Here is a 25,432-nt window from a genome sequence, read left to right on the forward strand (position 1 = left end):
TTTGTAGATGAATTTGAGTGTTGACATGTGCCAATTTTTGTATTACAATAATCTATATTTAGAAAAGAGGTGAATTTATTATGGATATGTTTGCAGACAATGTAGTAACATTGGTAGATGAGGAAGGAAGAGAAATATCTTTTGAGATGCTTGATAGGGTCAATTACAATGGTAATGACTATATAGTACTTCTTCCTTTAGAAGAGATGGAGAAAGAAGATGAAGAGGCTGAGGTTGTAATTCTCAGAATAGAAGATAGAGACGGTGAAGAGGTATATGTGGGTGTAGAAGACGAAGAAGAGCTTGAAAATGTATTTGAAATCTTCCAGTCCAGATTTGATGACGAAGACTTTGATATGTATGACGATGATGAAGAGTAAGTGAAAAATAAAGCACGGCCAATTTTTGAGGTCGTGCTTTATTTTTTTCTCTCAATTTGTGATATAATGGAATTAATTAAATAAAATCATAAAAAGAAGGTGATAAATAAGTGAAAAGAATTATTAAAAAAGCAATCATTCCTGCGGCAGGACTTGGAACAAGGTTTTTGCCGGCAACAAAGGCACAGCCAAAAGAGATGCTTCCCATTGTGGACAAGCCAACAATTCAATACATAGTTGAAGAAGCGTTAGAATCGGGGATAGAGAGTATTTTAATTGTCACAGGGCGTGGCAAAAGAGCAATTGAAGACCACTTTGACAAGTCTTTTGAGCTTGAAGTTGCACTTGAAAACAAAAAGGATTATGATAATCTTCAGCTAATAAGAAAAATAGCAGACTACAATGTTCATTACATACGTCAAAAAGAGCCAAGAGGACTTGGTGATGCAGTATACTGTGCAAGACTTTTTATTGACAATGAACCTTTTGCAGTTTTGCTTGGTGATGATATCATCATTTCTGAAAAGCCATGTTTGAAACAGCTGATAGAGGTGTATGAAGAGTACAGGACAACCATCTTGGGTGTGCAAAAAGTATCAGATGATGATGTTAGCAAGTATGGAATTGTGGCAGGAAAACAAATAGAAGATAGAATCTATAAGGTAAAGGACCTTGTTGAAAAACCAAAAAAGGAAGAAGCACCTTCGAATATCGCTGTGCTTGGAAGATATATCATCACACCTGAGATATTAAATATCTTAGAAGACACAAAAGAAGGTGTTGGTGGAGAAATACAGCTGACTGACGCTTTAAGAGAACTTTCAAAAAAAGAAGCTATGTATGCTTATGAGTTTGAAGGGAAAAGATATGATGTGGGCAATAAACTTGGATTTTTGCAAGCAACAGTCGAGATTGCTCTTTCAAGAAAAGACATTGGCAAAGATTTTTACAATTATCTTGTTACTCTTGTAAATGCCAAAAATTATAAAGAGAAATTACACGAAATAGAAGAAATTTAAGATTAGTTTTTTAGCCACTTTCAAAAAAGTGGCTTTTTTGTTATTGAAAATTAAGTCATATTTATATATAATATTGGCATAAGAATTTAATACCTGATATTAATATCAAATATTAAATCATGGTGATAAAATTATGGCAAAACTATCAAGGAAAGAAAGACACAGACTTCTGCTTCAAAGAATAAAAGAAAACCCTTTTATAACAGATGAGGAGTTAGCAAGTGAATTTGGATGTTCGGTTCAGACAATAAGGCTTGACAGGGCAATTTTGGATATCAAAGAAGTTCGAGAAAGAATAAAGGAGATGGCAAAAGAAAGCATATCTAAGCTCAAGACAATCTCACCGCGAGATGTTGTGGGTGAGATTATTGACATAGAGCTTGAAAATTTTGCTATTGCAACATTTGAGCCAGAGCTGTGGATGACCTTTACCAATAGTAATATGGTCAAAGGTCAGTACATCTATGCTTTTGCTGAGTCGGTTGCGATGTCTGTTATTGATGCAAAAGCAGCGTTGATTGGAGTGGCAAATATAAAGTATAAAACACCAGTTTTTGCAAATGATAGGCTTGTTGCAAGAGCTGAGCTGAAAAAGAAAAGGAACAATAAATATATAGTATGGGTATTTATCAAGAGGAATAATGAGGAGGTTTTCAGGGGCAAATTTATTCTTGTTGCATTAAATGAAGAGACTAATTCAGCGCAATAGGAAATGGGAGTGTAGTAAAATATGAGGATTGGTATTGATGCAATGGGCGGTGACAACGCACCACATGCAGTTATAGAGGGCGTTGCACTCTATTTAAAGGAGAATAGAGATGACGAAATAGTAATTTTTGGCGATAAAAACATTATTGAAGAAGAGTGTGTTCAAAAAGTGCAACCTCTCGATAAATTAGAAATAATAGATTGTAAAGAAAAGATAGAATTTGAAGATGAACCAGTAAAAGCAATAAGGCAAAAGAAAGACTCATCTATCGTAGTGGGTTTGCAGTACTTGAAAGAAGGCAAGATTGATGCTTTTGTATCAGCAGGAAGCACTGGTGCTTTGATGGCAGGCGGGCTTTTGATTGTTGGAAGAATCAAAGGGATAGACAGGCCTGCTTTGACAACTCGGCTTCCCTACAAAGATGGGCAGTACCTTTTAATTGATGTTGGTTCAAACACAGATTGCAGACCAATAAATATTTTGCAGTTTGCTCAGATGGCAACAGTGTATGTAAGTAAGGTGCTTGGTAAGAAAAACCCGACAGTCGGGCTTTTGAATATAGGCACAGAAGAAAATAAAGGCAATGACCTTTCAAAACAGTCGTATGAACTTTTAAAAAGTGCAAAAAACATAAACTTTGTGGGGAATGTTGAGGCAAGAAGTTTACCATTTTCACCCCCTGATATAGTTGTGTGTGATGGATTTGTTGGCAATATAGTTTTAAAACTTACAGAGGGAATGGGACTTTTGTTTTTTGATATCCTAAAAGATATTGCAAAATCAAGTTTTAGAGCCCAAATTGGTGGACTTTTGTTAAAACCGTACCTCAAAAGATTAAAAGGTAAATACGATTACAAGGAAGTAGGAGGAGCTCCTCTTTTGGGAATAGATGGAATAATAGTAAAATGTCATGGTTCATCAGATGGGCAGGCAATTTTCAGCGGAATACATCAAGCAAAGGCTTTTTATGAAAATAATGTATTAGCATTACTTAAAGAAGAAATCACAGCCGAAAGCGAGGTCTAAAAATGAAACACAATGTCAAGATTATTTCAACAGGAAGATTTGTACCCGAGAGAATTCTTTCCAACCATGATTTAGAAAAGATGGTTGATACATCTGATGAATGGATAACCCAGCGAACAGGTATAAAAGAAAGAAGAATAGTTGATGGAAAACTTTCTACAACCGATTTAGCGGTCCAAGCGGCAAGAAATGCTATTCAAAAGGCAGGAATTTTACCCAATGAGATTGACCTTGTGGTTGTTGCAACAGTAACACCTGAGATGTTTTTTCCTTCAACAGCATGCCTTGTTCAAAAAGAGTTAAAACTTAAAAATGCATTTGCTTTTGACATATCCGCAGCATGTTCAGGTTTTATATATGGTATGGCAATTGCTACTCAATTTATTCAAAACGGGTTTTGCAAAACTGCTCTTGTTATAGGTGCCGAAGCACTCTCTAAGATAACTAACTGGTCTGACAGGTCCACATGTGTGCTTTTTGGTGATGGGGCAGGTGCTGCCATTTTAACAGCTTCAAGCGAAGAAGGTATTTTAGGGTTTGAGCTTGGAAGTGATGGTGAAAATGGGCTTTTGCTTTACTGTCATGCGTTTGGGCTCAGTGATTTAAGCTATTCTCAGTCCAAAGATATGCCAAATTTTAGAAAAATCTTTATGGACGGCAACGAGGTTTATAAGTTTGCTGTTAAAATAATGCCATACGCAGTTGAAAAAGTTTTGGAAAAGGTTGGGCTTTCTTCTTCGGATATTGATGTTTTCATACCCCATCAAGCAAATATAAGGATAATTGAAAGTGCTGCAAAGAGGCTCAAAATTCCGATGGAGAAGGTGTTTGTTAACCTGCACAAATATGGTAATACATCTGCTGCATCAATCCCAATTGCACTTGATGAGGCAATAGAAGAAGGAAAGATAAAAAAAGGTGACAAGATTGTACTTGTTGGATTCGGAGGAGGCCTTACGTGGGCATCTTGTGCTGTTAAATGGATTTAGAAAGGAGAGATATAAAAAGTGGGAAAATTGGCAGTTATGTTCCCTGGTCAAGGTGCGCAATTTGTTGGTATGGGTTATGATTTTTATCAGAATTTTGACGCTTCTAAAAGGATTTTTGATTTAGCAAATGAAGCTTTGGATTTCGATTTGAAAAACATTGTTTTCAATGGTCCTGAAGAGGAGCTAAAACTTACAAGAATTACTCAGCCTGCGATTCTTACAACCTCAATTGCAATATATGAAGCTGTGAAAGACAGACTGGAACCTAAAGCTGTATTTGGTCAGAGCTTAGGAGAGTACTCTGCGCTTGTTGTATCTGGTTGTATTGATTTTAAAACTGCTGTGTGGCTTGTTTCAAAAAGAGGAGAATATATGCAAAATGAGGTGCCTGAAGGTGTAGGAGCAATGGCAGCGGTTTTGGGCTTGTCAGCTGAAGATGTAAAAGAAGTCTGTAGAATAGCAAAAGAGAAGGGAGTTGTTGAAATTTCAAACATCAATTCTCCTGAACAGACAGTGATTTCCGGAGAAAAACAAGCTGTGTATTTTGCAATGGAGATTACAAAGCAAAAGGGAGCAAAAAGATGTGTGGAACTTAACGTCTCTGCCCCATTTCACTGCAGCCTTATAAAAGGTGCAGGAGAGAAACTAAAAAAACACTTATTAGAAATTGACATAAAAGAACCTCAAATCCCTGTTGTATCGAATGTTACAGCAGATTATATGAAAAAAGAGGATATAATAGACCTTTTAGAAAAACAGGTTTATACTACTGTAAATTTCCTTGGATGTGTAAATAGGCTTTTGGAAGATGGGTTTGATACATTTGTAGAGATAGGACCTGGAACCACTTTAAGTGGTCTTGTAAAGAAGATAAAAAAGGATGTTAAAATTATAAACATTAACAAGGTTGAAGACATAAATAATCTTTAATATCGCATTCATAAGATTTTGTTGTAGGAGGATTTTAAATTATGGAACTTTTAAAAGATAAAGTGGCGCTCATTACAGGTGCATCACGTGGAATTGGAAGAGCTATTGCTTTAAAGTTTGCTCAAAACGGAGCAAATGTAGTTATTAACTATTCGTCAAGTCAGTCCCAAGCAGAAAATTTGAAAGAAGAGATAGAGAAAATAGGAACAAAAACGATGATAATAAAATGTGATGTTTCAAATCCAGATGAAGTAAATCAGATGTTTTCACAAGTAGAAAATGAATTTGGAAGACTTGATATACTTGTTAACAATGCTGGAATTACAAAAGATGGACTAATTCTTAGAATAAATGAGGAGGATTTTGATAAGGTTATTTCGATAAACCTAAAAGGAGCGTTTTTGTGCGCAAGAGCAGCTGCCAAAATGATGGTAAAACAGCGGTTTGGCAATATAATTAATATATCCTCTGTTGTAGGAATTGCAGGAAATGTTGGACAGGCAAATTATGCAGCGTCCAAAGCAGGAATAATAGGTCTTACAAAGTCTCTTGCAAAAGAACTTGCGTCCCGCAATATCAGGGTAAATGCAATAGCACCAGGATTTATTAAAACTGACATGACAGAAGTTTTAAGTGACAAGGTAAAAGAGGCCATGCTTTCTTCCATCCCACTTGGTCGATTTGGCGAGGCTGATGAGATTGCAAACGTGGCACTTTTTCTTGCCTCAAGCCTTTCATCCTATATTACTGGGCAAGTTATTGTTGTTGACGGTGGGATGATTATGTAATAATATTCTTAAGTAGAGCGATTATTAAAAATACAAAATTTTTGGAGGTGTTTTTTGTGAACAGCGAAATTTTTGAAAAGGTAAAAAAAATCATAGCAGACAAACTTGACATTGAAGAAGACAAGATAACACCTGAATCTTCTTTCTTGGATGACCTTGGTGCAGACTCACTGGACATTGTTGAGCTTATCATGGAGCTTGAAGAAGAGTTTGGCATTGAAATTCCAGATGAGGATGCAGAAAAGATTAGAACAGTTGCAGATGCGGTAAAATATATTGAAGAGCATCAATAAAAAATACTTGCCCCTGCTTTTAAGAATTTCAAAAGCAGGGGTAAAGTATTCAACTTTTAAACGTTTAGGAGGTAAACTTGAATGAAAAGAAGAGTTGTGATAACTGGGCTGGGAGTTATATCCTCTTTGGGATTTGATATAGATACGTTTTGGAATTCTATCAAAAATGGGAAAAATGGTATCAAAGTTGTAGAGAAATTTGACATTTCAAACTTTCCTACAAAGGTTGCTGCAGAGATTGTAAACTTTGACCCCACAAATTACATAGACAAAAAAGAAGCACGAAGAATGGATAGGTTCACACACTTTGCTTTAGCAGCAACAAAACTTGCACTTGAAGATAGTAAACTCAATTTAGAAAACATTGACAAGACAAAAGTTGGTGTAGTAATAGGAAGTGGCATTGGGGGAATTGAGACATTAGAGGAACAGGCAAATATATTGAGAGAGAAAGGACCATCAAGGGTAAGTCCTTTCTTTGTTCCAATGATGATAGCAAATATTGCAGCAGGACACATTGCAATAACATATGGATTCAAAGGTATAAATGAAACAATTGTTACAGCATGTGCCTCTTCCGCACATGCAATTGGAGAAGCATTTAGAATGATTCAGCAAGACTATGCTGATGTGATAGTCACTGGCGGGTCTGAGGCGGCAATCACTCCACTTTCATTTGCAGGTTTTTGTGCTATGAAGGCAATGTCAACAAACCCTGACCCAAATTCAGCCTGCAGACCGTTTGATAAAGACAGGGACGGGTTTGTAATGGGCGAAGGTGGAGCGATACTTATCTTAGAAGAACTTGAACATGCAAAAAAGCGAGGAGCTAAAATATATGCTGAGGTTGTGGGATATGGTGCGTCAGATGATGCATATCACATAACAGCCCCTGACCCAGAAGGGGAAGGGCCTATGCTTGCAATGCAAAGGGCAATAAAGGATGCAGGAATTGATCCTGAAAAGATAGACTATATAAATGCTCATGGTACTTCTACACCTTATAATGATAAATACGAAACACTTGCAATTAAGAAATTGTTTGGTGAACATGCATATAAACTTTCAGTAAGTTCTACAAAGTCTATGACAGGTCATTGGCTTGGCGCTGCAGGAGCAGTGGAAACATTGATAACTGCATTGGCAATATATAACCAATTTGTTCCACCAACAATTAATTATACTACCAAAGATGAAGAGTGCGATTTGGATTATACTGTTAATCAGGGCAGAGAAAGAAATATTGAGTATGCTATGACAAACTCTTTCGGTTTTGGAGGTCACAACGCAGTTCTTGTTCTTAAAAAATACGAAGAGTAGAAAATAAAGATGCCCCAATTTTAAAAAAGAAATTGGGGCATTTTGTATTTGTTAATAGAAGATTTTCACGAAAGGGGAAAACAGAAGTAAGGATGGAAGAAATAGAGAAAGCTTTAGGATACAAATTCATGGATAAAAACTTGTTGAGACTTGCGCTTACTCATAAATCAGCAACACATAGTAACAAAAACTGCTATGAAAGGCTTGAATTTCTTGGTGATGCAGCTTTAGAACTTGTTGTGAGCAAATATTTGTTTGTCCATTTTCCAGAGCTTTCTGAAGGTGAACTTACTAATATAAGAGCTGCAGTTGTGTGTAGTCAGACGTTATCTAAGATTGCTGAAAAGCTGAATCTTAAAAATCATATAATTTTTGGGAAACGTGAAAAAATGGAAAAATTTCATGAGAACAAATCTATTTTAACAGATGTAGTTGAAGCTATTTTTGGAGCAATTTTTATTGAATCTGGCTTCGAAAAACTTGAGAAGATTATTGTTAATCTTCTTAAACCTTACATTCAAAAAGCTGTAGCAGGCAAGCTTTTTTACGATTACAAGACAAAGCTTCAAGAGTTTGTACAGAAGAAAGGGCAAAAAAAGATTGTGTACAAAGATTATGAAATAATTGAAAAGAAATATTTCAAGTCAGAGCTTTTCATTGAAGGGAAAAAAGTCTCTGAAGGATACGGAACTTCAAAAAAAGAAGCTCAGCAGGATGCAGCGTATAAATTCTTGCTTGAAATGGGGGAGCAAGAGGAGTGAAACAGAGGATTTTGCCCATATTTATTCCTCAGTATGCCTGTCCTTTTAACTGTATATTTTGCAATCAAAAAACAATATCTGGAGAAAAAGAAGAGGTAAGCTTGGACAGGATAAAAAGGCAGATTGAACAAGGGCTGAAAATTAATTCAGATGAGGAGGTTGAACTTGCATATTATGGTGGTAATTTTACTGCCATCGATATAGATTTTCAAAAAAAATTGCTTGAACTTGCTAATAGTTTCGAGAGAATAAAGAGTATTCGAATTTCCACAAGACCTGACTGTATTGATGAGGAGAGATTAAGATTATTAAAACTTTACAATGTGAGGACAATAGAACTTGGAATCCAAAGCATGTTTGACCATGTTTTAAATGCGAGTGCAAGAGGACACACTGCTCAACATAGCAAAAATGCAATGGAAATGATAAAAAAGTTTGGGTTTTTACTCGGGGTTCAAGTTATGGTAGGGCTTCCAAAATCAACGTCTGAGAAGGATATTGAAACAGCAAAGATATTGACCAGTTTTTCACCAGACATTGCAAGGATTTATCCAACTCTTGTCATAGAGGGTACTTATCTTGCAAAGATGTACCAAAGAGGAGAATATGAGCCTCTTTCTTTAAATGAGGCAGTGGAAAGATGTAGCCAGATAAAATCCATATTTATAGAAAAGGGCGTAAATGTTATTAGAGTTGGGCTTCAGCCAACAGAAGAGATAAATTACAATGCAAAAGTTTTAGCAGGACCTTTTCATCCTTCGTTTGGTGAGCTTGTAGACTCAGAGATAATATTCAGAAAGGTTGTAGAAAGATTACAAGACCAAAAGTTTACTAAAGTATTGTTTATAGTACATCCTAAGAACTACTCAAAGTTTGTAGGACAGAAAAAAAGTAATATCAAGAGGTTTAAACTGCTTTTTTCTCATGCTGAAATTGAAGTGTTATGTAGCAATGAAGAGGTTGATAAGATAAGGATGATTACAGAATCTAACGAAACTGTAGTTGATATTAGCAGACTTTGAGGTTATTTAACATAGATTTAACATTCATTTTAATTTGATTTAACATTAGTTGTGTAAAATCGTAATATATCAAAAACATAAGGGTAAAAATAATTATGTAAAAAATTAAAATGGGGAGTGGAAGAATGTTCAAAAAATCTTTTGTTTTAGTAGTTGTATTATCTTTTTTGAGTTTGCTTCTTTTTGGTTGCAAAAATGTGGGAAATGAAGCTCAGAAATCTAAAAATTCAATTACAGTTGCGGGTTCAACCTCTGTTCAGCCATTGGCAGACGATTTGGCAAAGGCGTTTATGGAAAAACACCCAGACACCAAAATTGAGGTCCAGGGCGGAGGTTCAGGTGTTGGGATAAAATCAGCCAGAGACGGTGTTGCTGATATTGGCACATCTTCGAGAGAACTAAAACCAGAAGAAAAAGGTCTTCATGAATACAAGATAGCAGTTGATGGAATTGCAATTGTTGTGCATCCTTCAAATCCTATTGAAAATCTTACAATAGATCAGATAAAAGATATATATACAGGCAAAATAAAAAATTGGAAAGATGTTGGTGGAAAAGATGCGCAGATTGTTGTTGTAACACGAGAAGAAGGGTCTGGAACACGTGGTGCATTTGAAGAACTTGTGATGGGTGGTAGTTCAATTTCTGATTCTGCAGTTGTTCAGCCATCAACTGGTGCAGTAAAGCAATCTGTTTCGCAAGACCCTAATGCAATAGGATATATCTCAATAGGTGTGCTGGATTCAAGTGTTAAAGCTGTAAAAATAGAAGGAGTGGAACCGATAGAGGATAATGTAAAAAATGGCAAGTATAAACTTCAAAGACCTTTTCTGTTTTTGACCAAGGATGAACCAAAAGGTCTTGTAAAAGAATTTATTGATTTTACTTTAAGTGAAGAAGGACAGGCCATTGTAGAAAAACACCATTACATCAAAGTGAAGTAGTATTTTATTGCAATGGGGTGTAAGATTTATTATGCCTAAGAAGAAAAGTGCCATAGAAATGATTTTGTTTTTAGCTGCTGCTATTTCAGTAGTTTCTGTACTGCTTATCACCATTTTTATTTTTAAAGAAGGTTTTGCAATCATAAAAGAATATGGGCTTTGGAATTTCATTTTAGGCAGAAAATGGGCACCTTTGAGTGGCAAATTTGGGATTTTTCCAATGATTTTAGGTTCGATTTATGTTACTTTGGGAGCAATTATTATAGGTGTACCAATTGGAATTGCAACAGCAATATTTTTGGGTGAACTTGTAAATGAAAAGATATCAAGGCTTATAAGACCATTTGTTGAGCTGTTGGCAGGAATTCCATCTGTGATCTACGGTTTTTATGGTCTTGTTGTGGTGGTTCCTCTAATAAGGAAATTTTTAGGAGGCTCTGGTTTTTCTATTTTGGCATCTTCTATAATTTTGGGAATTATGATTTTGCCAACAATTATTAACATCTCAGAAGTATCAATAAGGTCTGTGCCAAGAGAGTATAAAGAAGGGTCTTTAGCCCTTGGTGCAACTCACTGGCAGACAATAAAAGGGGTTATTTTGCCTGCTGCAAAGTCTGGAATTATTGCTTCAATAATTCTTGGCATGGGAAGGGCGATTGGCGAGACAATGGCTGTGATTATGGTAGCAGGCAATAGTCCAAAAATACCAAATAGTATTTTGGATCAGGTAAGAACCTTGACAGGAAATATAGCAATTGAGATGGGGTATGCGTCTGGTAAACATGCTCAGGCGCTTTTTGCAACCGGAATTGTTCTTTTTGTAATTATTATGATTTTAAACACCATTGCAAATGTAATTGCAAGAAAAGTTGGTGAAGAGAGATGATAAGAAAGAATAAAGTTGTACAGGGTATTGTATTTTCTATAATTGGACTTTTTACGTTAATCACCATGGTAATATTAATTGTTATAGTATTTCACATTATTTCTAATGGACTAAAAGGTATAAGTTTAAACTTTATTCTACAGTACCCTGAAGAGATGGGCAAAAGCGGAGGAATATTCCCTGTTATTGTGGGAACTTTGTATGTGACCTTGCTTGCAGTTATAATTGCTTCGCCTGTAGGGGTATTAGCAGCAATCTATTTGACTGAATATGCAAAGAAAGGAAAAGTTGTTGAACTTATAAGATTCGGCACAGAAACATTGGCAGGAATACCTTCTATAATTTATGGACTTTTCGGATTTGCATTTTTTGTAATTGCACTTGGATTTAGATGGTCCATTTTATCAGGTGCACTTACGCTTTCGATAATGATTCTGCCTACCATTATACGAACTTCAGAAGAGGCTATAAAAACTGTTCCGATGTCTTTTAGGGAAGGGAGTCTTGCACTTGGTGCGACAAAGTGGCAGACAATAGCTAAGGTTGTGATCCCACCTGCGATGCCTGGGATATTGACAGGAGTTATCTTGGGAGTTGGAAGGGCAATAGGTGAGACTGCTGCAGTGCTTTTAACAGCTGGAAGTTCGCTAAATTTCCCCACAAGCATATTTAGTCCAACGAGAACCATGTCTGTGCATCTTTATATTCTTTCTTCAGAAGGACTTTCAAAATTAAATTCATATGCTACTGCAACATTGCTCATTGTAATTGTGTTTATAATAAATACGTTTGCAAACATGATAATTCGAAGGTATAACAGAATTTTGGGCAGAGGATAAATTAAAGAAGGAATTTTTAAAATGATGTAGAATTATATATAGTATAAAATTCGGTTTTATATTTAAATGAAATCACCACATCATATTCAGGAGGTATAATGTGAGTATGGAAGTTCTAAAAGTTGCTGCAAATTCAAAACCACAAAAAGTGGCAGGAGCTCTGACTGCAGTAATAAAGGAAAAAAGAGTTGCTGAGCTTCAGGCAGTTGGAGCAGGTGCTGTAAACCAGGCTGTCAAGGCTATTGCAATTGCAAGAGGAAAAGTAGCGCCAAATGGTATTGACTTAATTGTAATTCCAGCATTTTCTGAAATTGATATTGATGGTGAAGAAAGAACTGCAATAAAGTTTATTGTTCAGGCAAGGTAAGGAAAATCAATGTTTTACAAGTTAGGGCAGGTAGAAACACTACCTGTTTTTTTTATTCTAAAATCTATTGACAAACATTTTTTAAGGTATTAAAACAAAGATAACCAAGTAATTATATAAAAATACTTGGAGTAAAAAATAGGAGGTAATACTATGTCAAGGATTGCAAAAAATCTTACTGATCTCATTGGTAATACACCTTTATTAGAGCTATCAAACTATAACAGGTTAAATAATTTAGAAGCAAGAATTATAGCAAAATTAGAATATTTTAATCCAGCATCAAGTGTAAAGGATAGAATTGGATACGCAATGATCAGAGATGCTGAGGAAAAAGGGTTGATAAATAAAGACACTGTTATTATTGAACCAACGAGTGGAAATACTGGGATTGCATTAGCTTTTGTGGCAGCTGCAAAAGGGTACAGGTTAATACTCACAATGCCAGATACAATGAGTATTGAAAGAAGGAAACTTTTAAAGGCTTTGGGAGCCGAGCTTGTATTAACTCCGGGTGCTGAAGGAATGAAGGGAACTGTAAAAAAAGCAGAGGAATTAGCAGCACAGATACCAAATTCATTTATACCACAACAATTCAAAAATCCAGCCAATCCTGAAATTCATAGAAGGACAACAGCAGAGGAGATATGGAGAGACACGGACGGGCAGGTAGATATATTTGTTGCAGGTGTTGGAACTGGTGGAACAATAACGGGGAGACTTGTCAAGAATTTTGTGTTTCCACATCAATAGCGCATATTGTAGAGCTGTAATATATTGTAACTGCATTTTTTAAGAATAGGTATTCCGTTTTTCCACTTGCCACGATGCAAGTTTTCTCTTTGTAAGTAAATGTTTATTTCTAAAATTTCTACAGATTGAAAATAACCGCCTGAGTTTATTCTTATTTTTTCAATTATACTGTTAACACTTTCTACTGCACAGGTAAGTATAGATATGCTTTCTTAAATCTTCAGGATACTTCATATGTGCAAGATAAAATTCGGCTTTTTCGCAAACACCCTTTAAGAATCTGGGGTATTTTGAGGAATATTGATTACAAAGTTCTTTAAACTTTAAAACTGCTTCATCGAAGTCAGAAGAGGAAGTTCTTAATTTATCAAGTTCTTTGTTGAAAACAGAAGCATCATCTCAAGACTATTGTTTTCTAACGTTGCGTTGAAGGTGAACAAGCTTATGGTCGGCAAGGGGATAAGCGAGCTAAGCAGCATCGATTATACCTGGGAAATCATCGCTTACGACTATTAAGACTTTTTTAAGACCTTTTGTAATTAAGTCGTCAAAGACTCTCATCCAATCGGCTTTGTTTTCTTTGCCGAAGAAAGGGCAGAATACCGAAGATATCTTTTTTGCCTTCTAAATCAATACCGAGGACAACATAGCAAGTAGCTTGTTTAGCTTTTGAGTTATCTTTAATTTCGCTTTTGAATAACCGTCAATGATGAGAGCAAAAGTACTTTCAGGAAGTTCTCTTTGTTTAAAGAGTTGAAGCTCGTTTTTTAGATCGTTTTTGATTTTTTCGATTTCGTCTTCAGAATAAGGCAAATTCATGCTTTTAAGAGTTTGGACAAGAGAACGCTCAAGAGTAACCATTGAGGTACTTGCGACATAAGCAGGGAAGTAGATAAGCTATCAACTCTTTTGTAGCGGAAAGAAGAGAATAGAAGGTCGGAAATTCTAAGGGCGTGTGCGAGGGACAGAGATTTCAAGACGTTAGGCAGGTGTTGCAAGTTTTCTTTCATAGAAGCCATTGCCTTTGTCGTTTTCGTTTTTAGCAAGGTAAACAGTTCTTTCTGATAACATAAAGCAATCGAGCAAGTTTTACTTTTAGCTGTTTTAGAGCTGGGCGAGTAGGATCATCACAGGAAGCAATACATATTTAGCACTTGTTCGATAGCCATATTTTTAGCGGTCTCAAAAATTTCATTTTTCTCCATAATCGTGAACCCCCTTTGGTGATTATTTCAATACTAATTATACAGTGGACACAATTTTATTTTAACTCCCTAAAATTTTGAATGATTACTTACCAAGAAGGATGGCTTATCTTAAATACACAAAATTATTTACACACCCTCTTGAGAATGTGAGGCTCAAGGGATTTAGAAATTATAAAAGGTATATTGATTGGATACTAATTACTTTTTTGTTTGAGCAACTTCTTAGAAAGTTAGAAGGCAAGAAGTTTTCTTTTTCTTATGAATGGAATCAATAATTTGTGTTTATTTTATGTATTGTTGGTAATATTTTTTATTCAACAACCTAATTTAATTGAAAAAAACATATCAACTAAGTCTATTCCATACTAAAAAATGAATTTTTAAATATTTACATTTGCTATCTTATTAGTTTGTAAGACATACCAGTATCCTTTTTTTGAACCTCTCGAAATTCCTAAACCCGTTATGCTTTTCTCTTTAACACCTTTATTCTGTTGTTAAATTCAAAATATTTACATATCGCTTGAAAGCCAGTCGCAGAAATGGTAAAAGATAATAAAATATAACTCTGAATTTTGTGAAAAGTACACATTGATTTTTTTCTTTTTTTTATTATAAAGACAAATAAATTACCAAAGAGGTAATATTATTCCATTAAAACTTTTGTATACTAAAATAATATATTTCCGTTTTGTATAACTATTTATATTTCTGCTGAAATTATTAAGAAACATAAGAGTACAACATTAGCAAATTGAAAATGCAATACTTAAGAGCCTAAAATCAAACATGGTATTTTGTGTGGATGGAGGGGATAGACTATAAAAAGAAACATTGCGCTATCTTTAATGCTTATCTGTTTTGTTCTGATAAACTGTTTCAATTGCGTAAAAGTTGAAGCAGCTTACAATAGCTTTGGGGCTGCTTCATATGCAGATATTTGGGCACTAAGCAGAAATTCAAACTACCCTAGTTTTGACGCAGATTGCACAAATTTTGCATCTCAAGCAATGCATGAGGGAGGAACTTTGCCATTTGATAAACAAAATGGTTGGTATTGCGAGAAAGTTCTTTGGTGGTGGAATTGGGGAACAGCTTGGAGTGTAGCTGATGATTTGTACAGATATCTATCAAACTCAGCCAGGGGAACGATTTTAGGTAGATGGAAATATGAGGGGCAAATAGGCTTTAATGATTATAATGATGTACTTCAACCTGGTGATATTCTATTTTATGATTGGAATTCAGATGGAAGATTTGACCATGCTGGTGTTTCTGTAGGTTTAGGGTACGATTCTACTTATGGGAGAACTGGCAATGTTCAAGATCAACACACTTATGATAGATTTCATGCAATTTGGCATTTAAAACCATACAATGTCAGAGCTACTACTACAACAATAGTAGCAATTCGTCCAAAATGAGATGAGAGAGGTGTTGAGAATGAAGGATAGGAAAATTTTCTCTTTAATTATTTCTTTAATATCAATACTAATTTTGTGCAGCGCATTAATTATTGCTATTAATGTAAAAAGTAGTCAACAATTAGATAATGAACAGGAAATAAAGAAAACAGTAATAGGGGCTTTAAAATTAGCACATGGAATGCTTGACTATCCTGCAGAATATACAAAATCACCTGACATTCAGATTCCTCAAGAAGTTGTAAATAGAAAATTAAAGGAAATTACTCAAGCATGTGAAAAGTATTATAGTAATAAATACGGCTGGATGGCCAATAGATTGGAAATTTATAAGAATGCTGTACTTTTTGATGCATATCCCTCTTCATTTAAACCTGTTGAACATAAAATGACTGATATAAAATTTTTAGAAATAAAAATCAATGGAGACAAAGCAACAGTTGTTGTAGACGTATTTGGTGAATATAAATCTGTAGGTTTGGCTTTAGATACTGATACAATTCCGCCTTCTGAATTAAATGAAATAACCAATGCTAAAGGTTATAAAATGTCAGCTGAAGAACAGAAAAGGTTTATCGAAAAAGCTGAAAAGTTACCTAAGAAAGTACGTGAATATAAAGTAAAATTTGGTGAAAGGTATGGTTTCAACTTAGAAAAAGAAAATGGAGAGTGGAAAATAACTTCAGAAACATTCAATTTTCTCCCTGGGTATGAACCATAAAAATTACAAAAATATAATATCAATTCATAAAATTGAGAGAGGCTATCTAAAACCAAATGGATAGCCTCTTTTAGTTTATCTTTTTAAAAAATCATTTTGAAACACTGGTATAGAATTGTCCCTATATTTTTGCTAAAATAATTGTTGTTTTAATCTTTATGGGGGAAGAGCTAAAGATGTACATAAAATGGCTTGAAATCTATGGTTTTAAATCTTTTTGTGAAAAGACAAGGATAGAGTTTGAAAAAGGCATTACTGCAATAGTTGGACCAAACGGTTGTGGCAAGAGCAATATCACAGACGCAATTAGATGGGCTTTAGGTGAGCAGAGCCTTAAACTTTTGCGTGCAGCAAAACAAGAAGACCTTATTTTTGCCGGCACAGAGAAGAGAAAATCTCAGGGTTTTGCTGAGGTTTCTATATGTTTTGACAACTCAAGCGGGGTTCTTCCCATCGATTATCAAGAAGTGGTGATAACAAGAAGGCTTTTTAGAAGTGGTGAGAGTGAGTTTTTTATAAATAAAATTCCTTGCAGATTGAAAGATGTATATGAACTTTTTCTTGACTCTGGACTTGGAAAAGACGGATATTCTATTATATCCCAAGGTAGAGTTGATGAGATAATAAATGCAAGGCCTGTTGAGAGGTATAGGATTTTTGAAGAAGCGTGTGGGATTACAAAGTATAAGTACAGAAAAGAAGAAACAGAGAGAAAGCTTAAAGCAACAGAGGAGAACATTCAAAGACTTCAGGATGTAATTTTTGAACTTAGCACACAGCTGGAGGAAATTAAGACAGATGTAGAAAAAGCCAAGACATATCTACAAATAAATCAAAAACTCCAAAGTTTGAAAAAAGAAAAGTATGTTTATGAGTATAACTTGACAGGCAGAAGATATCATGATTTTCTCACAAAGGAGAAGCAATTAAATGAGGAACTCGAAAAGCTAATACAATTGAGAAGAGAACTTGAAGAAAGTATAAATCAGAACAAATTACAAATGGACCTGCTGACCCAGGAGGTAGAGAAAACAAGACTATCTTATGATGAATTAAAAAGTGAACTTACAGAGGCTACTACTCGCCTAAAGTTTTTAAAAAAGCAGCTTGAAAGCGAACAGCAACTTAAGGACCATTTGTCAAGGCAGATTTTACAGCTTGAGGAGCAAAAAGAGGATTTAAAAAAGAGCATAGAAGAAGTGCAAAAGAGTCTTTCTGAAAAAGAAGAAGAGCATAGAAACGTTTTAGAGGTTTATGCAAAGTTACAAAAACAAATTACAGCTTTAAAAGAAAGCATTACAAAAATAGAATCAGAAATCCAAAAGAAAGAAGCAGAGTTAATTGAATGCATATCCCAGATAGAAAAGTTTAACCAAAAATTAAATGGAATTTTGCATTTGTCAGGTACTTTAGAAAATAGAAAAGAGAAAATAATTGAGCAGACAAATGCTATTTTAAATGAACTTGAAAAACTGACCGTTGCACAAGATACAAAAAAATCAAAACTTAAAGAATTAGATAATGATAAGAAAAAGCTTGTTATTTTACTTGAAGATTTAAACCAGCAGGTATCAGAAAAAGAGAGTCATCTTGCCAACATCAGAAGTTTAGTAGAAGATCTTTCAAAACAGCTGATAAAAAAGCAAGAAAAATTAAGTGTTTTGAAAATGATGGAAGAGAGCTATGAAGGATACAGCAAGACAATCAAGGAAATTTTCAAACGTGTAAAAAATCTTCCCATTTGTCTGTATGGGACGGTGGGAAGTTTGATATCTGTCAAAAGAGAATATCTAAAAGCTATTGAAACAGCCCTGAGCAGTTCTTTGCAATACCTTGTTGTGAAAAATGAAGATGATGCAAAAAGGATAATAGAGATAGCAAAGAATGAGAAACTTGGCAAGGTCACAATTATACCTATTGATACTGTTTCGGTTTTGAGTCAAAAAGAAGATATTAACGCAGATGGCTTTTTAGGATTTGCAGATGAGTTTATTGATATAAATGATGAATTGAGAAAGGTAGTAGAATTTTTGCTTGGTCGGACCTTAGTTTTTGATACTATCGACAGAGCTATAGAGTATCAAAGAAAGGTAGGATATAAGGCAAGGTGTGTTACACTTTCGGGAGAACTAATTTCTCCCGGTGGGGTTTTTGTTGGTGGTGAGAAGAAAGCTGATTTTTCTCTTCTGGAAAGGAAAGTAGAGAAAGAAGAGCTGGAACTTGATGTTAAAAACCTTTCATCCAAGCTTGAGGAAATGGATAAATTGATTATAAAAAATAGTGAAGTATTGTATGATCTGAAAACTGCGAAGCAAGAAGCGGAAGAAAACTTAAATGATTTATTGTTGAAAATGAATGAGCTTGAAAGAGAAATTGAGATGTATGACTACAAAATAAAACAGCTTGCCCAAAACAAAGATGCTTTAGAAAACGAAAAGAAATTGATAGGTCAGCAACTCATAACACTTGAATGCGACATAAAGTCTTCACAGGAAAACTTAGAGAATCTCAAAAAATCAAAAGAGGGATTGGAAAAAAAGATTTCAAATCTTAAAACTACTTTGAGCAAACTAAAAAAAGATTATAATTTTTTGGATGGTAAGTTCACAAAAGCGATAGAAGAAAAGAATAAGATTGAAGCAGAGATTTCTATATTAAAACACAAGCTTGAAAGTAAAAGTTATAACATGGCTGAGATAGAGAATCAAAAAATGTACAGGTCCAATGAGAAGGTGAAATGTGAAGAGAATATAAAAGAGATTGAGGGGCAAATTTTTCAAACTTCTGAGGAGATAGAGGAGAAAAAACAGAAAGCAGAAGAGTTTAAAAATAATTTGCAGCGGCTTGAGAAAGATTACTCTGAACTTTCTGGCCGATACAATTCTGAGCAAAAAAGGTTAAATGAAGCTTTAAATAAAATTCAGGAGATAGAAAAAAAACTTGGGCAAATTGCTCTTGAAAAGCATGATGTTGAAAACTATATGAAGAATATAAAAGAAAAATATTTTGAAACATTTAATGAAGATATCAATACTTCAAATAGAGAAGTTTTTTGGTCAAAAGAGAAGGAAGATGAGCTTGAAAGGTGCACAGCGGCGCTTTCTGAACTGGGGGAAGTAAAGTTATATTCAATCGATCAGGAGAAGAGGCTACAGGAAAGAATGCAATTTTTGCAAAAACAGATTGAAGATTTGCAAAAGACAACAGATGAGTTAAAAAGACTTATTAGTCATCTTGAAAAAAATATGAAAGAGATATTTTTAGAAAACTTTGAAAAGATAAAGAGTTTGTTTTCAGAGATATTCTTTGAGCTTTTTGGCGGAGGAAGTTGTGATTTGAAGCTCATAGGGCAGGATGGCGAGCTTGGTGTAGATATTGATGTTAAGCCTCCAGGCAAAAAGCTGCAAAATATAAATCTTCTTTCGGGTGGAGAAAAGGCTTTGGTAGCAATTGCACTTTTGTTCGCATTCTTAACATTTAAAGGTTCTCTTTTGTGCATATTAGACGAGATAGATTCCAGCTTGGATGAGGCAAATGTTCAAAGGTTTGCCCAGTATATAAAGAATTTAAATAACCAGAGCCAAATCATTATCGTTACCCATAGGAAACCCACAATGGAGATTGCCGACGTTCTATATGGTGTTACAATGGAAGAACGCGGTGTTTCAAAAGTTTTATCGCTAAACATTGAAAAAATACAGAAAGGATGATAGAAGATGGGATTTATTGATAGACTTAAAGAAGGTCTTTCAAAGACTAAAAAGAATTTTACTGAGAAGGTGGAGAGTTTATTAAAATCATTCAAGCAGATAGATGATGATCTCTTTGAAGAACTTGAAGAGGTTTTGGTACTCTCAGATGTTGGTGTTAAAACATCTCAAAAAATAATAGAAAATCTCAAAGAGAGGGTTAAAAAAGAAAGAATTCTTGATCCTCAAGTTGTAAAAGAACTTTTAAAAGAGGAGATGCTGAACATTATTAATCTTGAAAACAAATTAAGTGAAAAGTATCCCCTCATAATTCTGATGGTTGGCGTAAACGGTGTGGGTAAGACAACATCCATAGGTAAAATTGCAAATCTTTTAAAATCAAATGGTAAAAAGGTTTTAATTGCGGCAGCAGACACATTTAGAGCAGCAGCTGCAGAACAGCTTGAGATTTGGGCAAAAAGGGTTGGGTGTGACATTATAAAGCATGTGGAAGGTAGCGATCCAGCAGCTGTTGTATTTGATGGTATCCAAGCAATGAGGGCAAGAAAGGCTGATGTTTTGATAGTAGACACGGCTGGCAGACTTCATACTAAGAAAAATTTGATTGAGGAGCTCAAAAAGATTGACCGGGTGATAAATCAGCAAATGCCAGAAGCTGCAAAAGAGACTTTGCTTGTAATTGATGCAACAACCGGTCAAAATGCTCTAAATCAAGCAAAAGAGTTTAATCAGGCAGTCAATATTTCTGGAATTGTACTTACAAAGCTTGATGGTACGGCAAAAGGTGGTATTGTGATTTCCATCTGTGATGAGCTAAAGATTCCGGTAAAGTTTGTAGGTGTGGGAGAAAAGATAGATGATCTTCAGCAATTTAACGCAAAAGAATTTGTAGATGCTCTTTTTGAAAACTAATAAAAATCACACGGCTGGGCAGATACCCAGCCTTTTATGCATCTTCGTACAAATACTCCTCTATCTTTTCCAGATCTTTGACCCAGATCTCTTTTCCCCAAAAATCAATTAGTCCTTCTTCTTTCATTTTTATAAGCTCTCTTGAAAGTGAAGGCCTTTGCACATTAAAAATTTTAGCAAGCTCTTGCTTTGTCAAATTAAGTTTTAATTTTGTAGTTTTTTGTTTTTTGTACTCTTCAATTAAAAAATTACAAATCTTTTGTCTCAAAGTAGAAAGCGTATTTTCTTTAAGTTTAGTGTTCAAGAGAAGGATTCTATCTGAAAGAAGGTTTAAAAAGTTGTGTAAAAACTTTTCGTTCTTTTTGCACATCTCAATTATGGCATGCTTTGGAATAAATATAACCTCTGTTTTGGTTTTTGAAACAATTGTCGCAGGAAAAGTGTTTGCCGAAGAGAATATGACAGCTTCACCAAACGTATCGCCTTGTGACAATGTAGTTATGGTATATTCTTTGCCTGAGACAGAGCTTTTCTTCACTTCAACCATTCCGCTGAGTATAAGCCCTACAAAGCTGCATTCGTCACCTTCAAGTACAATCACCTGGTCTTTTTCAAAATCCTTTTTAAGAATATGAAAGGTATCCAATATCTCTTTTATTTCGCTTTGATCCATCATCTTAAACAGCTTGCTTTGACATACCCTTTCAAGATGCATCGGTTTTCACCTTCTTTAAAATGCATATAAAACTGTAACATATGTTACCGCAAATATATTCTAAACCATATAAAATATAATTGCAAGTAAACAGAGAGGGATGGTTGAAAATGATAAGAAAGATTGTGAAGATCAACGAAGAAAAGTGCAATGGGTGCGGACTGTGTGTGAATGCATGTATTGAGGGTGCGATTGAGCTTGTAAATGGCAAGGCGAAACTTGTCAGTGAAGAATACTGTGACGGACTTGGAAATTGTTTACCTGTTTGCCCAACAGGGGCAATTGAGATAATTGAAGCTGAAGCAAAACCATTCAATGAAAAGGCTGTGGAAGAAAGACTCAATCAGAAAAAACAGCGTGAGCAGTTTTCATGTATGTGTCCTGGTTCTCAGGAGAGAATAATTGAAAGAAGTAGCAAGCTCGAAGCTCAAGAAGAGAAGAATCAAAGAGTACAAGAGAGCAAAGAAGAGTTATCTGAACTTGTTAACTGGCCGGTGCAGCTAAATCTTGTTAATCCTTATGCAAAATTTTTTGATAACGCGCATATACTCATTGCTGCTGACTGTGTTGCCTATGCATATGCGTCTTTCCACAGAGATTTTATGAAAGGAAAAGTGACAATAATAGGATGTCCAAAGCTTGACAATATTGAATACTACTATGAAAAAATCTTAGAAATTATTCAGAATCATAATATAAAAAGCATCACAGTTGTCAAGATGGAAGTTCCTTGTTGCAATGGTATTGCAAGCATAGTTAAAAAAGCTATGCTTCAGGCACAGAAGATTTTGCCGTATCAAGAGGTAACAATTACCACTGATGGTGGTATAAAAGAATAATTTTTGGGTAAATAGAAATTGATAATATTTTAGGAGGTGTTATATTGTGATGATTCAAACTGATATGTTTTGTTTCCAATGCGAACAGACAGCAGGTGGGAAAGGCTGCACAAAGGTAGGTGTTTGTGGGAAAGACAGCAGAGTTGCTACACTTCAGGATTTGCTCTTATACCAGTTAAAAGGCATTGCATACTTGGGCAGCAAGATTTTAGCTGAGGGAAAAAAGATTGACGAAGGTACAACCAAATTCATGATGGATGCTCTATTTTCTACTCTTACAAATGTGAACTTTGATGAGAAAAGATTTGTAAGATATATTCTTGAAGCAGACAGCGTGAAAGAAAATCTAAAAAACCAAGTTTCTAACTTAGATAATCTACCCGCTGCCGTTTACTATCGGCCACCAGAAGATGTTGAAAAGATGATAACAGATGGGAAAAAGGTTGGAATTCTGGCAGATGACATTGATGAGGATGTCAGGTCTTTAAGAGAGCTCCTTATTTATGGCTTAAAAGGAATGGCTGCATATGCTCATCATGCATATAGGCTTGGCTACAAGGATGATGATGTGAACAATTTCTTCTTTACGGCACTTGCAAAAACGCTGGACAGCAACTTGTCAACAGATGAGCTTTACAACCTTTGTATGGAACTTGGAAAGAAGAATTTCAAATGTATGGAAATTTTGGACAAAGCTCACACTGAGACTTTTGGTCATCCACGGCCAACAGAAGTTTTGATTTCCAAGAAAAAAGGACCATTTATAATTGTCTCTGGTCATGATTTGAAAGACTTAAAAGAACTTTTAGAGCAAACAGAAGGAAAAGGAATAAATATCTATACACACGGTGAAATGCTTCCTGCGCATGGTTATCCAGAGCTAAAGAAGTACAAACATCTTGTCGGTAATTATGGTGGTGCATGGCAAGACCAGCAAAAGGAATTTGACAGCATTCCAGGGTGTATCTTGATGACCACAAACTGTCTGCAAAAACCACGCGACAGTTACAAAGACAGAATATTTACAACGGGTGTTGTTGGGTTTGATGGTGTTGCACACATTGAAGAAGTAAATGGCAAAAAGGATTTCACACCAATTATTCAAAAGGCATTAGAACTTGGTGGTTGGCAGGAAGACGAAGAAGAAAAGAAAATCCTTGTTGGATTTGCTCACAATACTGTGCTTGGTGTTGCAAACAAAATAATTGAGGCTGTAAAAAGTGGTCAGATCAAGCATTTCTTCTTAATTGGTGGATGCGATGGTGCAAAGCCAGGTAGAAACTACTATACAGAGTTTGCTGAAAAAACTCCAAAAGACACGCTTATTTTGACGCTTGCATGTGGAAAGTATAGATTCAATAAGAAAGACTTTGGTAGAGTTGCTGAATTTCCAAGGCTTTTAGATGTTGGTCAGTGCAATGATGCATATTCTGCAATCATCATTGCAATTGAACTTGCAAAGGCTTTTGGGGTTGATGTAAATGATTTGCCACTTACACTTGTTCTTTCATGGTTTGAACAAAAGGCAGTAGCGATACTTTTGACACTGCTATCCCTTGGCATTAAAAATATCTACTTAGGGCCATCGCTCCCAGCGTTTGTTTCACCAAATATTCTGCAGGTACTTGTAGAGAGATTCAATATAAAACCTATTTCAAACCCAGAGAATGATTTGAACGAAATTTTGTCAAAAAAATAAGTAAAATGAGACGGAAGGCAGGGCTGTGCAAAAAAATACACAGCCCTGCCTTTTTATTATCTAAAGGTGCATAATGGAAAAGTCAAACTTGCAATTTATATAAAGTTAAGCTTTTAAAATTTAGAATAATCAATGATTTAGCAACATCCAGAAAAATTTAATTGAAATATATTGACATGCAAATTTCATTTTGCTATACTAAAAAAAGAAGTTGAACAAAGCAGGGATGGTTTTTGGAAAAGCAAAATGACCAAGGGGCAGATAGAGGCAAAAATCAGCGAGGCGGTAAGCAAGTTCGAAATAGAATACATGGGCAGAGGACCAAAGCAGATAAAAACTATAATTACAGAGGACATTATTGTGGTGAGACTGATTGGTTTTTTAAGTCCTACAGAAAAAAAGCTTGCACAAACTAAGGAAGGCATTGAACTTATCAAAAAGGTGAGAGCAACTTTGTTTGAGAATGCAAAAGAGGATTTGGCAAACTTAATAAAACAGGTAGTTGATGTTGATATTGCTGGCATTTACTCAGATGTGAACACAGTAAATGGTGAAAAAGTAATTGTAATAACTTTAAATGAGAACTTAGAAAAAAAATTGAGTCAGTAAAATTTGGCAGACCGAGCAAAGGGCCAATAAATTGGCCAGTTGCAAGGTAGGCCAATATTTGCAGGGCAAAAAGGCTTTGCAAATATTGGCCTTTTTTGATGCCCTGCAAAGGTGGTAAATACAAATTAGGGAGGTATTTGTATTGTTTGCTGAAATTTATGAGGCAAACCTCCACAAGACTCAGGACTTAGCGTCAAAACTGTTTACAAGAAAAACATTTTTTATACTCATAGAGAAATTCTTCAAAGAATACTGTGAGACAAATCCATTTTTAACAGGCTTCTTTTATAAGTATTTTTGGGACGGAAGTTACATTGACCTGTGGGCCTTGCCACTTGTTTTGTTGGATGTATTTCGCCTCAACACCAAAACCCTTAACTTTTATATAAGGAAAGATAAAAATTTTCTCAAAGACTTAAAAATTGTGGTGCAATGTTTGGAGTATTATGTTGTGGAATTTTTCAAAGAAAATGGAGAGTATTTCAGGAAAACAAAGGAAGCAATTGAAAACTACAGGTATCTTCTAAAACTGTTGATTGAGAAGATTGAGTTTATTGAGAGTAATTGAA

At 35.1% G+C, this 25,432-nt stretch carries 24 protein-coding genes and 3 pseudogenes; 25 read left to right on the forward strand and 2 right to left on the reverse strand.

Features of this window, described 5'->3' with window-relative positions; genetic code table 11:
- The first annotated feature begins 80 nt into the window (after positions 1 to 80).
- The 16 genes and pseudogenes from ATHE_RS05750 to ATHE_RS05825 all read left to right on the forward strand — a co-directional run.
- Positions 81 to 380 (forward strand): DUF1292 domain-containing protein, encoded by a 300-nt coding sequence (locus ATHE_RS05750; protein ID WP_015907649.1) that lies wholly within the window; start codon positions 81 to 83, stop codon positions 378 to 380.
- A gap of 110 nt (positions 381 to 490) precedes the next feature.
- Complete coding sequence (gene galU / locus ATHE_RS05755) at positions 491 to 1,399, forward strand: UTP--glucose-1-phosphate uridylyltransferase GalU (RefSeq protein ID WP_015907650.1); 909 nt, start codon at positions 491 to 493, stop codon at positions 1,397 to 1,399.
- Positions 1,400 to 1,529: 130 nt separating this feature from the next.
- A complete protein-coding gene (fapR, locus tag ATHE_RS05760; RefSeq protein ID WP_179121870.1) occupies positions 1,530 to 2,108 on the forward strand; it encodes a transcription factor FapR in 579 nt (192 codons plus the stop codon).
- Positions 2,109 to 2,129: 21 nt separating this feature from the next.
- Positions 2,130 to 3,134 carry a phosphate acyltransferase PlsX gene (plsX, locus tag ATHE_RS05765; protein WP_015907652.1) on the forward strand — a complete coding sequence of 335 codons (1,005 nt, stop codon included), beginning with the start codon at positions 2,130 to 2,132 and terminating at the stop codon, positions 3,132 to 3,134.
- A 2-nt stretch (positions 3,135 to 3,136) separates the two neighbouring features.
- Positions 3,137 to 4,123 (forward strand): beta-ketoacyl-ACP synthase III, encoded by a 987-nt coding sequence (locus ATHE_RS05770; RefSeq protein WP_015907653.1) that lies wholly within the window; start codon positions 3,137 to 3,139, stop codon positions 4,121 to 4,123.
- A gap of 18 nt (positions 4,124 to 4,141) precedes the next feature.
- Positions 4,142 to 5,053, forward strand: coding sequence for an ACP S-malonyltransferase (fabD, locus tag ATHE_RS05775; protein ID WP_015907654.1), 912 nt, complete (start codon positions 4,142 to 4,144; stop codon positions 5,051 to 5,053).
- A gap of 41 nt (positions 5,054 to 5,094) precedes the next feature.
- Positions 5,095 to 5,841: a 3-oxoacyl-[acyl-carrier-protein] reductase gene (gene fabG / locus ATHE_RS05780; RefSeq protein WP_015907655.1), complete on the forward strand. Its 747-nt coding sequence runs from the start codon at positions 5,095 to 5,097 to the stop codon at positions 5,839 to 5,841.
- A gap of 56 nt (positions 5,842 to 5,897) precedes the next feature.
- Entirely contained in the window at positions 5,898 to 6,134 is a 237-nt protein-coding gene (locus ATHE_RS05785) for an acyl carrier protein (RefSeq protein WP_013290663.1), read from the forward strand.
- A gap of 81 nt (positions 6,135 to 6,215) precedes the next feature.
- Positions 6,216 to 7,454, forward strand: a complete 1,239-nt coding sequence (fabF, locus tag ATHE_RS05790; protein ID WP_015907656.1) for a beta-ketoacyl-ACP synthase II — start codon at positions 6,216 to 6,218, stop codon at positions 7,452 to 7,454.
- A gap of 92 nt (positions 7,455 to 7,546) precedes the next feature.
- A complete protein-coding gene (gene rnc / locus ATHE_RS05795) occupies positions 7,547 to 8,215 on the forward strand; it encodes a ribonuclease III (RefSeq protein WP_015907657.1) in 669 nt (222 codons plus the stop codon).
- Positions 8,212 to 9,237, forward strand: a complete 1,026-nt coding sequence (locus tag ATHE_RS05800; RefSeq protein WP_015907658.1) for an elongator complex protein 3 — start codon at positions 8,212 to 8,214, stop codon at positions 9,235 to 9,237. The genes rnc and ATHE_RS05800 overlap by 4 nt, the downstream gene beginning before the upstream one ends.
- A 125-nt stretch (positions 9,238 to 9,362) precedes the next feature.
- The gene (locus ATHE_RS05805; RefSeq protein WP_015907659.1) at positions 9,363 to 10,181 is read left to right on the forward strand and encodes a phosphate ABC transporter substrate-binding protein; all 819 of its coding nucleotides are present in this window, start codon (positions 9,363 to 9,365) and stop codon (positions 10,179 to 10,181) included.
- 31 nt (positions 10,182 to 10,212) lie between these two features.
- Complete coding sequence (gene pstC, locus ATHE_RS05810) at positions 10,213 to 11,067, forward strand: phosphate ABC transporter permease subunit PstC (protein ID WP_015907660.1); 855 nt, start codon at positions 10,213 to 10,215, stop codon at positions 11,065 to 11,067.
- A complete protein-coding gene (pstA, locus tag ATHE_RS05815) occupies positions 11,064 to 11,906 on the forward strand; it encodes a phosphate ABC transporter permease PstA (RefSeq protein WP_015907661.1) in 843 nt (280 codons plus the stop codon). The genes pstC and pstA overlap by 4 nt, the downstream gene beginning before the upstream one ends.
- A 106-nt stretch (positions 11,907 to 12,012) precedes the next feature.
- Complete coding sequence (locus ATHE_RS05820) at positions 12,013 to 12,273, forward strand: stage V sporulation protein S (RefSeq protein ID WP_013430486.1); 261 nt, start codon at positions 12,013 to 12,015, stop codon at positions 12,271 to 12,273.
- 153 nt (positions 12,274 to 12,426) lie between these two features.
- Positions 12,427 to 12,990 (forward strand): annotated as a pseudogene (locus ATHE_RS05825) (PLP-dependent cysteine synthase family protein); the annotation flags it as partial.
- A 7-nt stretch (positions 12,991 to 12,997) separates the two neighbouring features.
- On the opposite strand, the pseudogene ATHE_RS05830 reads toward ATHE_RS05825, so the two are convergent.
- Positions 12,998 to 14,231 (reverse strand): annotated as a pseudogene (locus ATHE_RS05830) (IS256 family transposase).
- A 140-nt stretch (positions 14,232 to 14,371) separates the two neighbouring features.
- Between ATHE_RS05830 and ATHE_RS15475 the strand changes: the two are divergent.
- The 5 genes and pseudogenes from ATHE_RS15475 to ftsY form a co-directional block, all read left to right on the forward strand.
- Positions 14,372 to 14,509, forward strand: a pseudogene (locus ATHE_RS15475) (ISNCY family transposase); the annotation flags it as partial.
- Positions 14,510 to 15,082: 573 nt separating this feature from the next.
- Entirely contained in the window at positions 15,083 to 15,658 is a 576-nt protein-coding gene (locus ATHE_RS05835) for an amidase domain-containing protein (protein ID WP_015907663.1), read from the forward strand.
- Positions 15,659 to 15,677: 19 nt separating this feature from the next.
- A complete protein-coding gene (locus ATHE_RS05840) occupies positions 15,678 to 16,379 on the forward strand; it encodes a hypothetical protein (protein ID WP_013430483.1) in 702 nt (233 codons plus the stop codon).
- Positions 16,380 to 16,555: 176 nt separating this feature from the next.
- Positions 16,556 to 20,089: a chromosome segregation protein SMC gene (gene smc, locus ATHE_RS05845; protein WP_015907664.1), complete on the forward strand. Its 3,534-nt coding sequence runs from the start codon at positions 16,556 to 16,558 to the stop codon at positions 20,087 to 20,089.
- A 6-nt stretch (positions 20,090 to 20,095) separates the two neighbouring features.
- Positions 20,096 to 21,001 (forward strand): signal recognition particle-docking protein FtsY, encoded by a 906-nt coding sequence (gene ftsY, locus ATHE_RS05850; protein ID WP_015907665.1) that lies wholly within the window; start codon positions 20,096 to 20,098, stop codon positions 20,999 to 21,001.
- Between the two features lie 34 nt (positions 21,002 to 21,035).
- Here ftsY and ATHE_RS05855 read toward each other — a convergent pair whose 3' ends face one another.
- Positions 21,036 to 21,716, reverse strand: coding sequence for a Crp/Fnr family transcriptional regulator (locus tag ATHE_RS05855; RefSeq protein ID WP_015907666.1), 681 nt, complete (start codon positions 21,714 to 21,716; stop codon positions 21,036 to 21,038).
- 110 nt (positions 21,717 to 21,826) lie between these two features.
- On the opposite strand from ATHE_RS05855, the gene ATHE_RS05860 reads away from it, so the two are divergent.
- The 4 genes from ATHE_RS05860 to ATHE_RS05875 all read left to right on the forward strand — a co-directional run bounded on the left by ATHE_RS05860 (position 21,827) and on the right by ATHE_RS05875 (position 25,431).
- The gene (locus ATHE_RS05860; protein ID WP_015907667.1) at positions 21,827 to 22,555 is read left to right on the forward strand and encodes an ATP-binding protein; all 729 of its coding nucleotides are present in this window, start codon (positions 21,827 to 21,829) and stop codon (positions 22,553 to 22,555) included.
- Positions 22,556 to 22,604: 49 nt separating this feature from the next.
- On the forward strand, positions 22,605 to 24,254 hold the full coding sequence (gene hcp / locus ATHE_RS05865) for a hydroxylamine reductase (protein WP_015907668.1): 1,650 nt from the start codon (positions 22,605 to 22,607) through the stop codon (positions 24,252 to 24,254).
- A gap of 246 nt (positions 24,255 to 24,500) precedes the next feature.
- Entirely contained in the window at positions 24,501 to 24,863 is a 363-nt protein-coding gene (locus tag ATHE_RS05870; protein ID WP_015907669.1) for a DUF2294 domain-containing protein, read from the forward strand.
- Positions 24,864 to 25,005: 142 nt separating this feature from the next.
- Positions 25,006 to 25,431: a hypothetical protein gene (locus tag ATHE_RS05875; protein WP_015907670.1), complete on the forward strand. Its 426-nt coding sequence runs from the start codon at positions 25,006 to 25,008 to the stop codon at positions 25,429 to 25,431.
- The last annotated feature ends 1 nt before the right edge of the window (position 25,432 follow it).

Origin of the sequence: Caldicellulosiruptor bescii DSM 6725 (assembly GCF_000022325.1) — a bacterium.
GTDB lineage: Bacteria > Bacillota > Thermoanaerobacteria > Caldicellulosiruptorales > Caldicellulosiruptoraceae > Caldicellulosiruptor > Caldicellulosiruptor bescii.

What these genes read in the sequence shown, in the direction of transcription:
- ATHE_RS05750 (WP_015907649.1), top strand. Translation starts at nt 81, where the DNA reads ATGGATATGTTTGCAGACAATGTAGTAACATTGGTAGATGAGGAAGGA.
- plsX (WP_015907652.1), top strand. Translation starts at nt 2,130, where the DNA reads ATGAGGATTGGTATTGATGCAATGGGCGGTGACAACGCACCACATGCA.
- ATHE_RS05770 (WP_015907653.1), top strand. Translation starts at nt 3,137, where the DNA reads ATGAAACACAATGTCAAGATTATTTCAACAGGAAGATTTGTACCCGAG.
- fabG (WP_015907655.1), top strand. Translation starts at nt 5,095, where the DNA reads ATGGAACTTTTAAAAGATAAAGTGGCGCTCATTACAGGTGCATCACGT.
- fabF (WP_015907656.1), top strand. Translation starts at nt 6,216, where the DNA reads ATGAAAAGAAGAGTTGTGATAACTGGGCTGGGAGTTATATCCTCTTTG.
- rnc (WP_015907657.1), top strand. Translation starts at nt 7,547, where the DNA reads ATGGAAGAAATAGAGAAAGCTTTAGGATACAAATTCATGGATAAAAAC.
- ATHE_RS05805 (WP_015907659.1), top strand. Translation starts at nt 9,363, where the DNA reads ATGTTCAAAAAATCTTTTGTTTTAGTAGTTGTATTATCTTTTTTGAGT.
- pstC (WP_015907660.1), top strand. Translation starts at nt 10,213, where the DNA reads ATGCCTAAGAAGAAAAGTGCCATAGAAATGATTTTGTTTTTAGCTGCT.
- pstA (WP_015907661.1), top strand. Translation starts at nt 11,064, where the DNA reads ATGATAAGAAAGAATAAAGTTGTACAGGGTATTGTATTTTCTATAATT.
- ATHE_RS05820 (WP_013430486.1), top strand. Translation starts at nt 12,013, where the DNA reads ATGGAAGTTCTAAAAGTTGCTGCAAATTCAAAACCACAAAAAGTGGCA.
- ATHE_RS05835 (WP_015907663.1), top strand. Translation starts at nt 15,083, where the DNA reads ATGCTTATCTGTTTTGTTCTGATAAACTGTTTCAATTGCGTAAAAGTT.
- ATHE_RS05840 (WP_013430483.1), top strand. Translation starts at nt 15,678, where the DNA reads ATGAAGGATAGGAAAATTTTCTCTTTAATTATTTCTTTAATATCAATA.
- smc (WP_015907664.1), top strand. Translation starts at nt 16,556, where the DNA reads ATGTACATAAAATGGCTTGAAATCTATGGTTTTAAATCTTTTTGTGAA.
- ftsY (WP_015907665.1), top strand. Translation starts at nt 20,096, where the DNA reads ATGGGATTTATTGATAGACTTAAAGAAGGTCTTTCAAAGACTAAAAAG.
- ATHE_RS05855 (WP_015907666.1), bottom strand. Translation starts at nt 21,716, where the DNA reads ATGCATCTTGAAAGGGTATGTCAAAGCAAGCTGTTTAAGATGATGGAT.
- ATHE_RS05860 (WP_015907667.1), top strand. Translation starts at nt 21,827, where the DNA reads ATGATAAGAAAGATTGTGAAGATCAACGAAGAAAAGTGCAATGGGTGC.
- hcp (WP_015907668.1), top strand. Translation starts at nt 22,605, where the DNA reads ATGATTCAAACTGATATGTTTTGTTTCCAATGCGAACAGACAGCAGGT.
- ATHE_RS05870 (WP_015907669.1), top strand. Translation starts at nt 24,501, where the DNA reads ATGACCAAGGGGCAGATAGAGGCAAAAATCAGCGAGGCGGTAAGCAAG.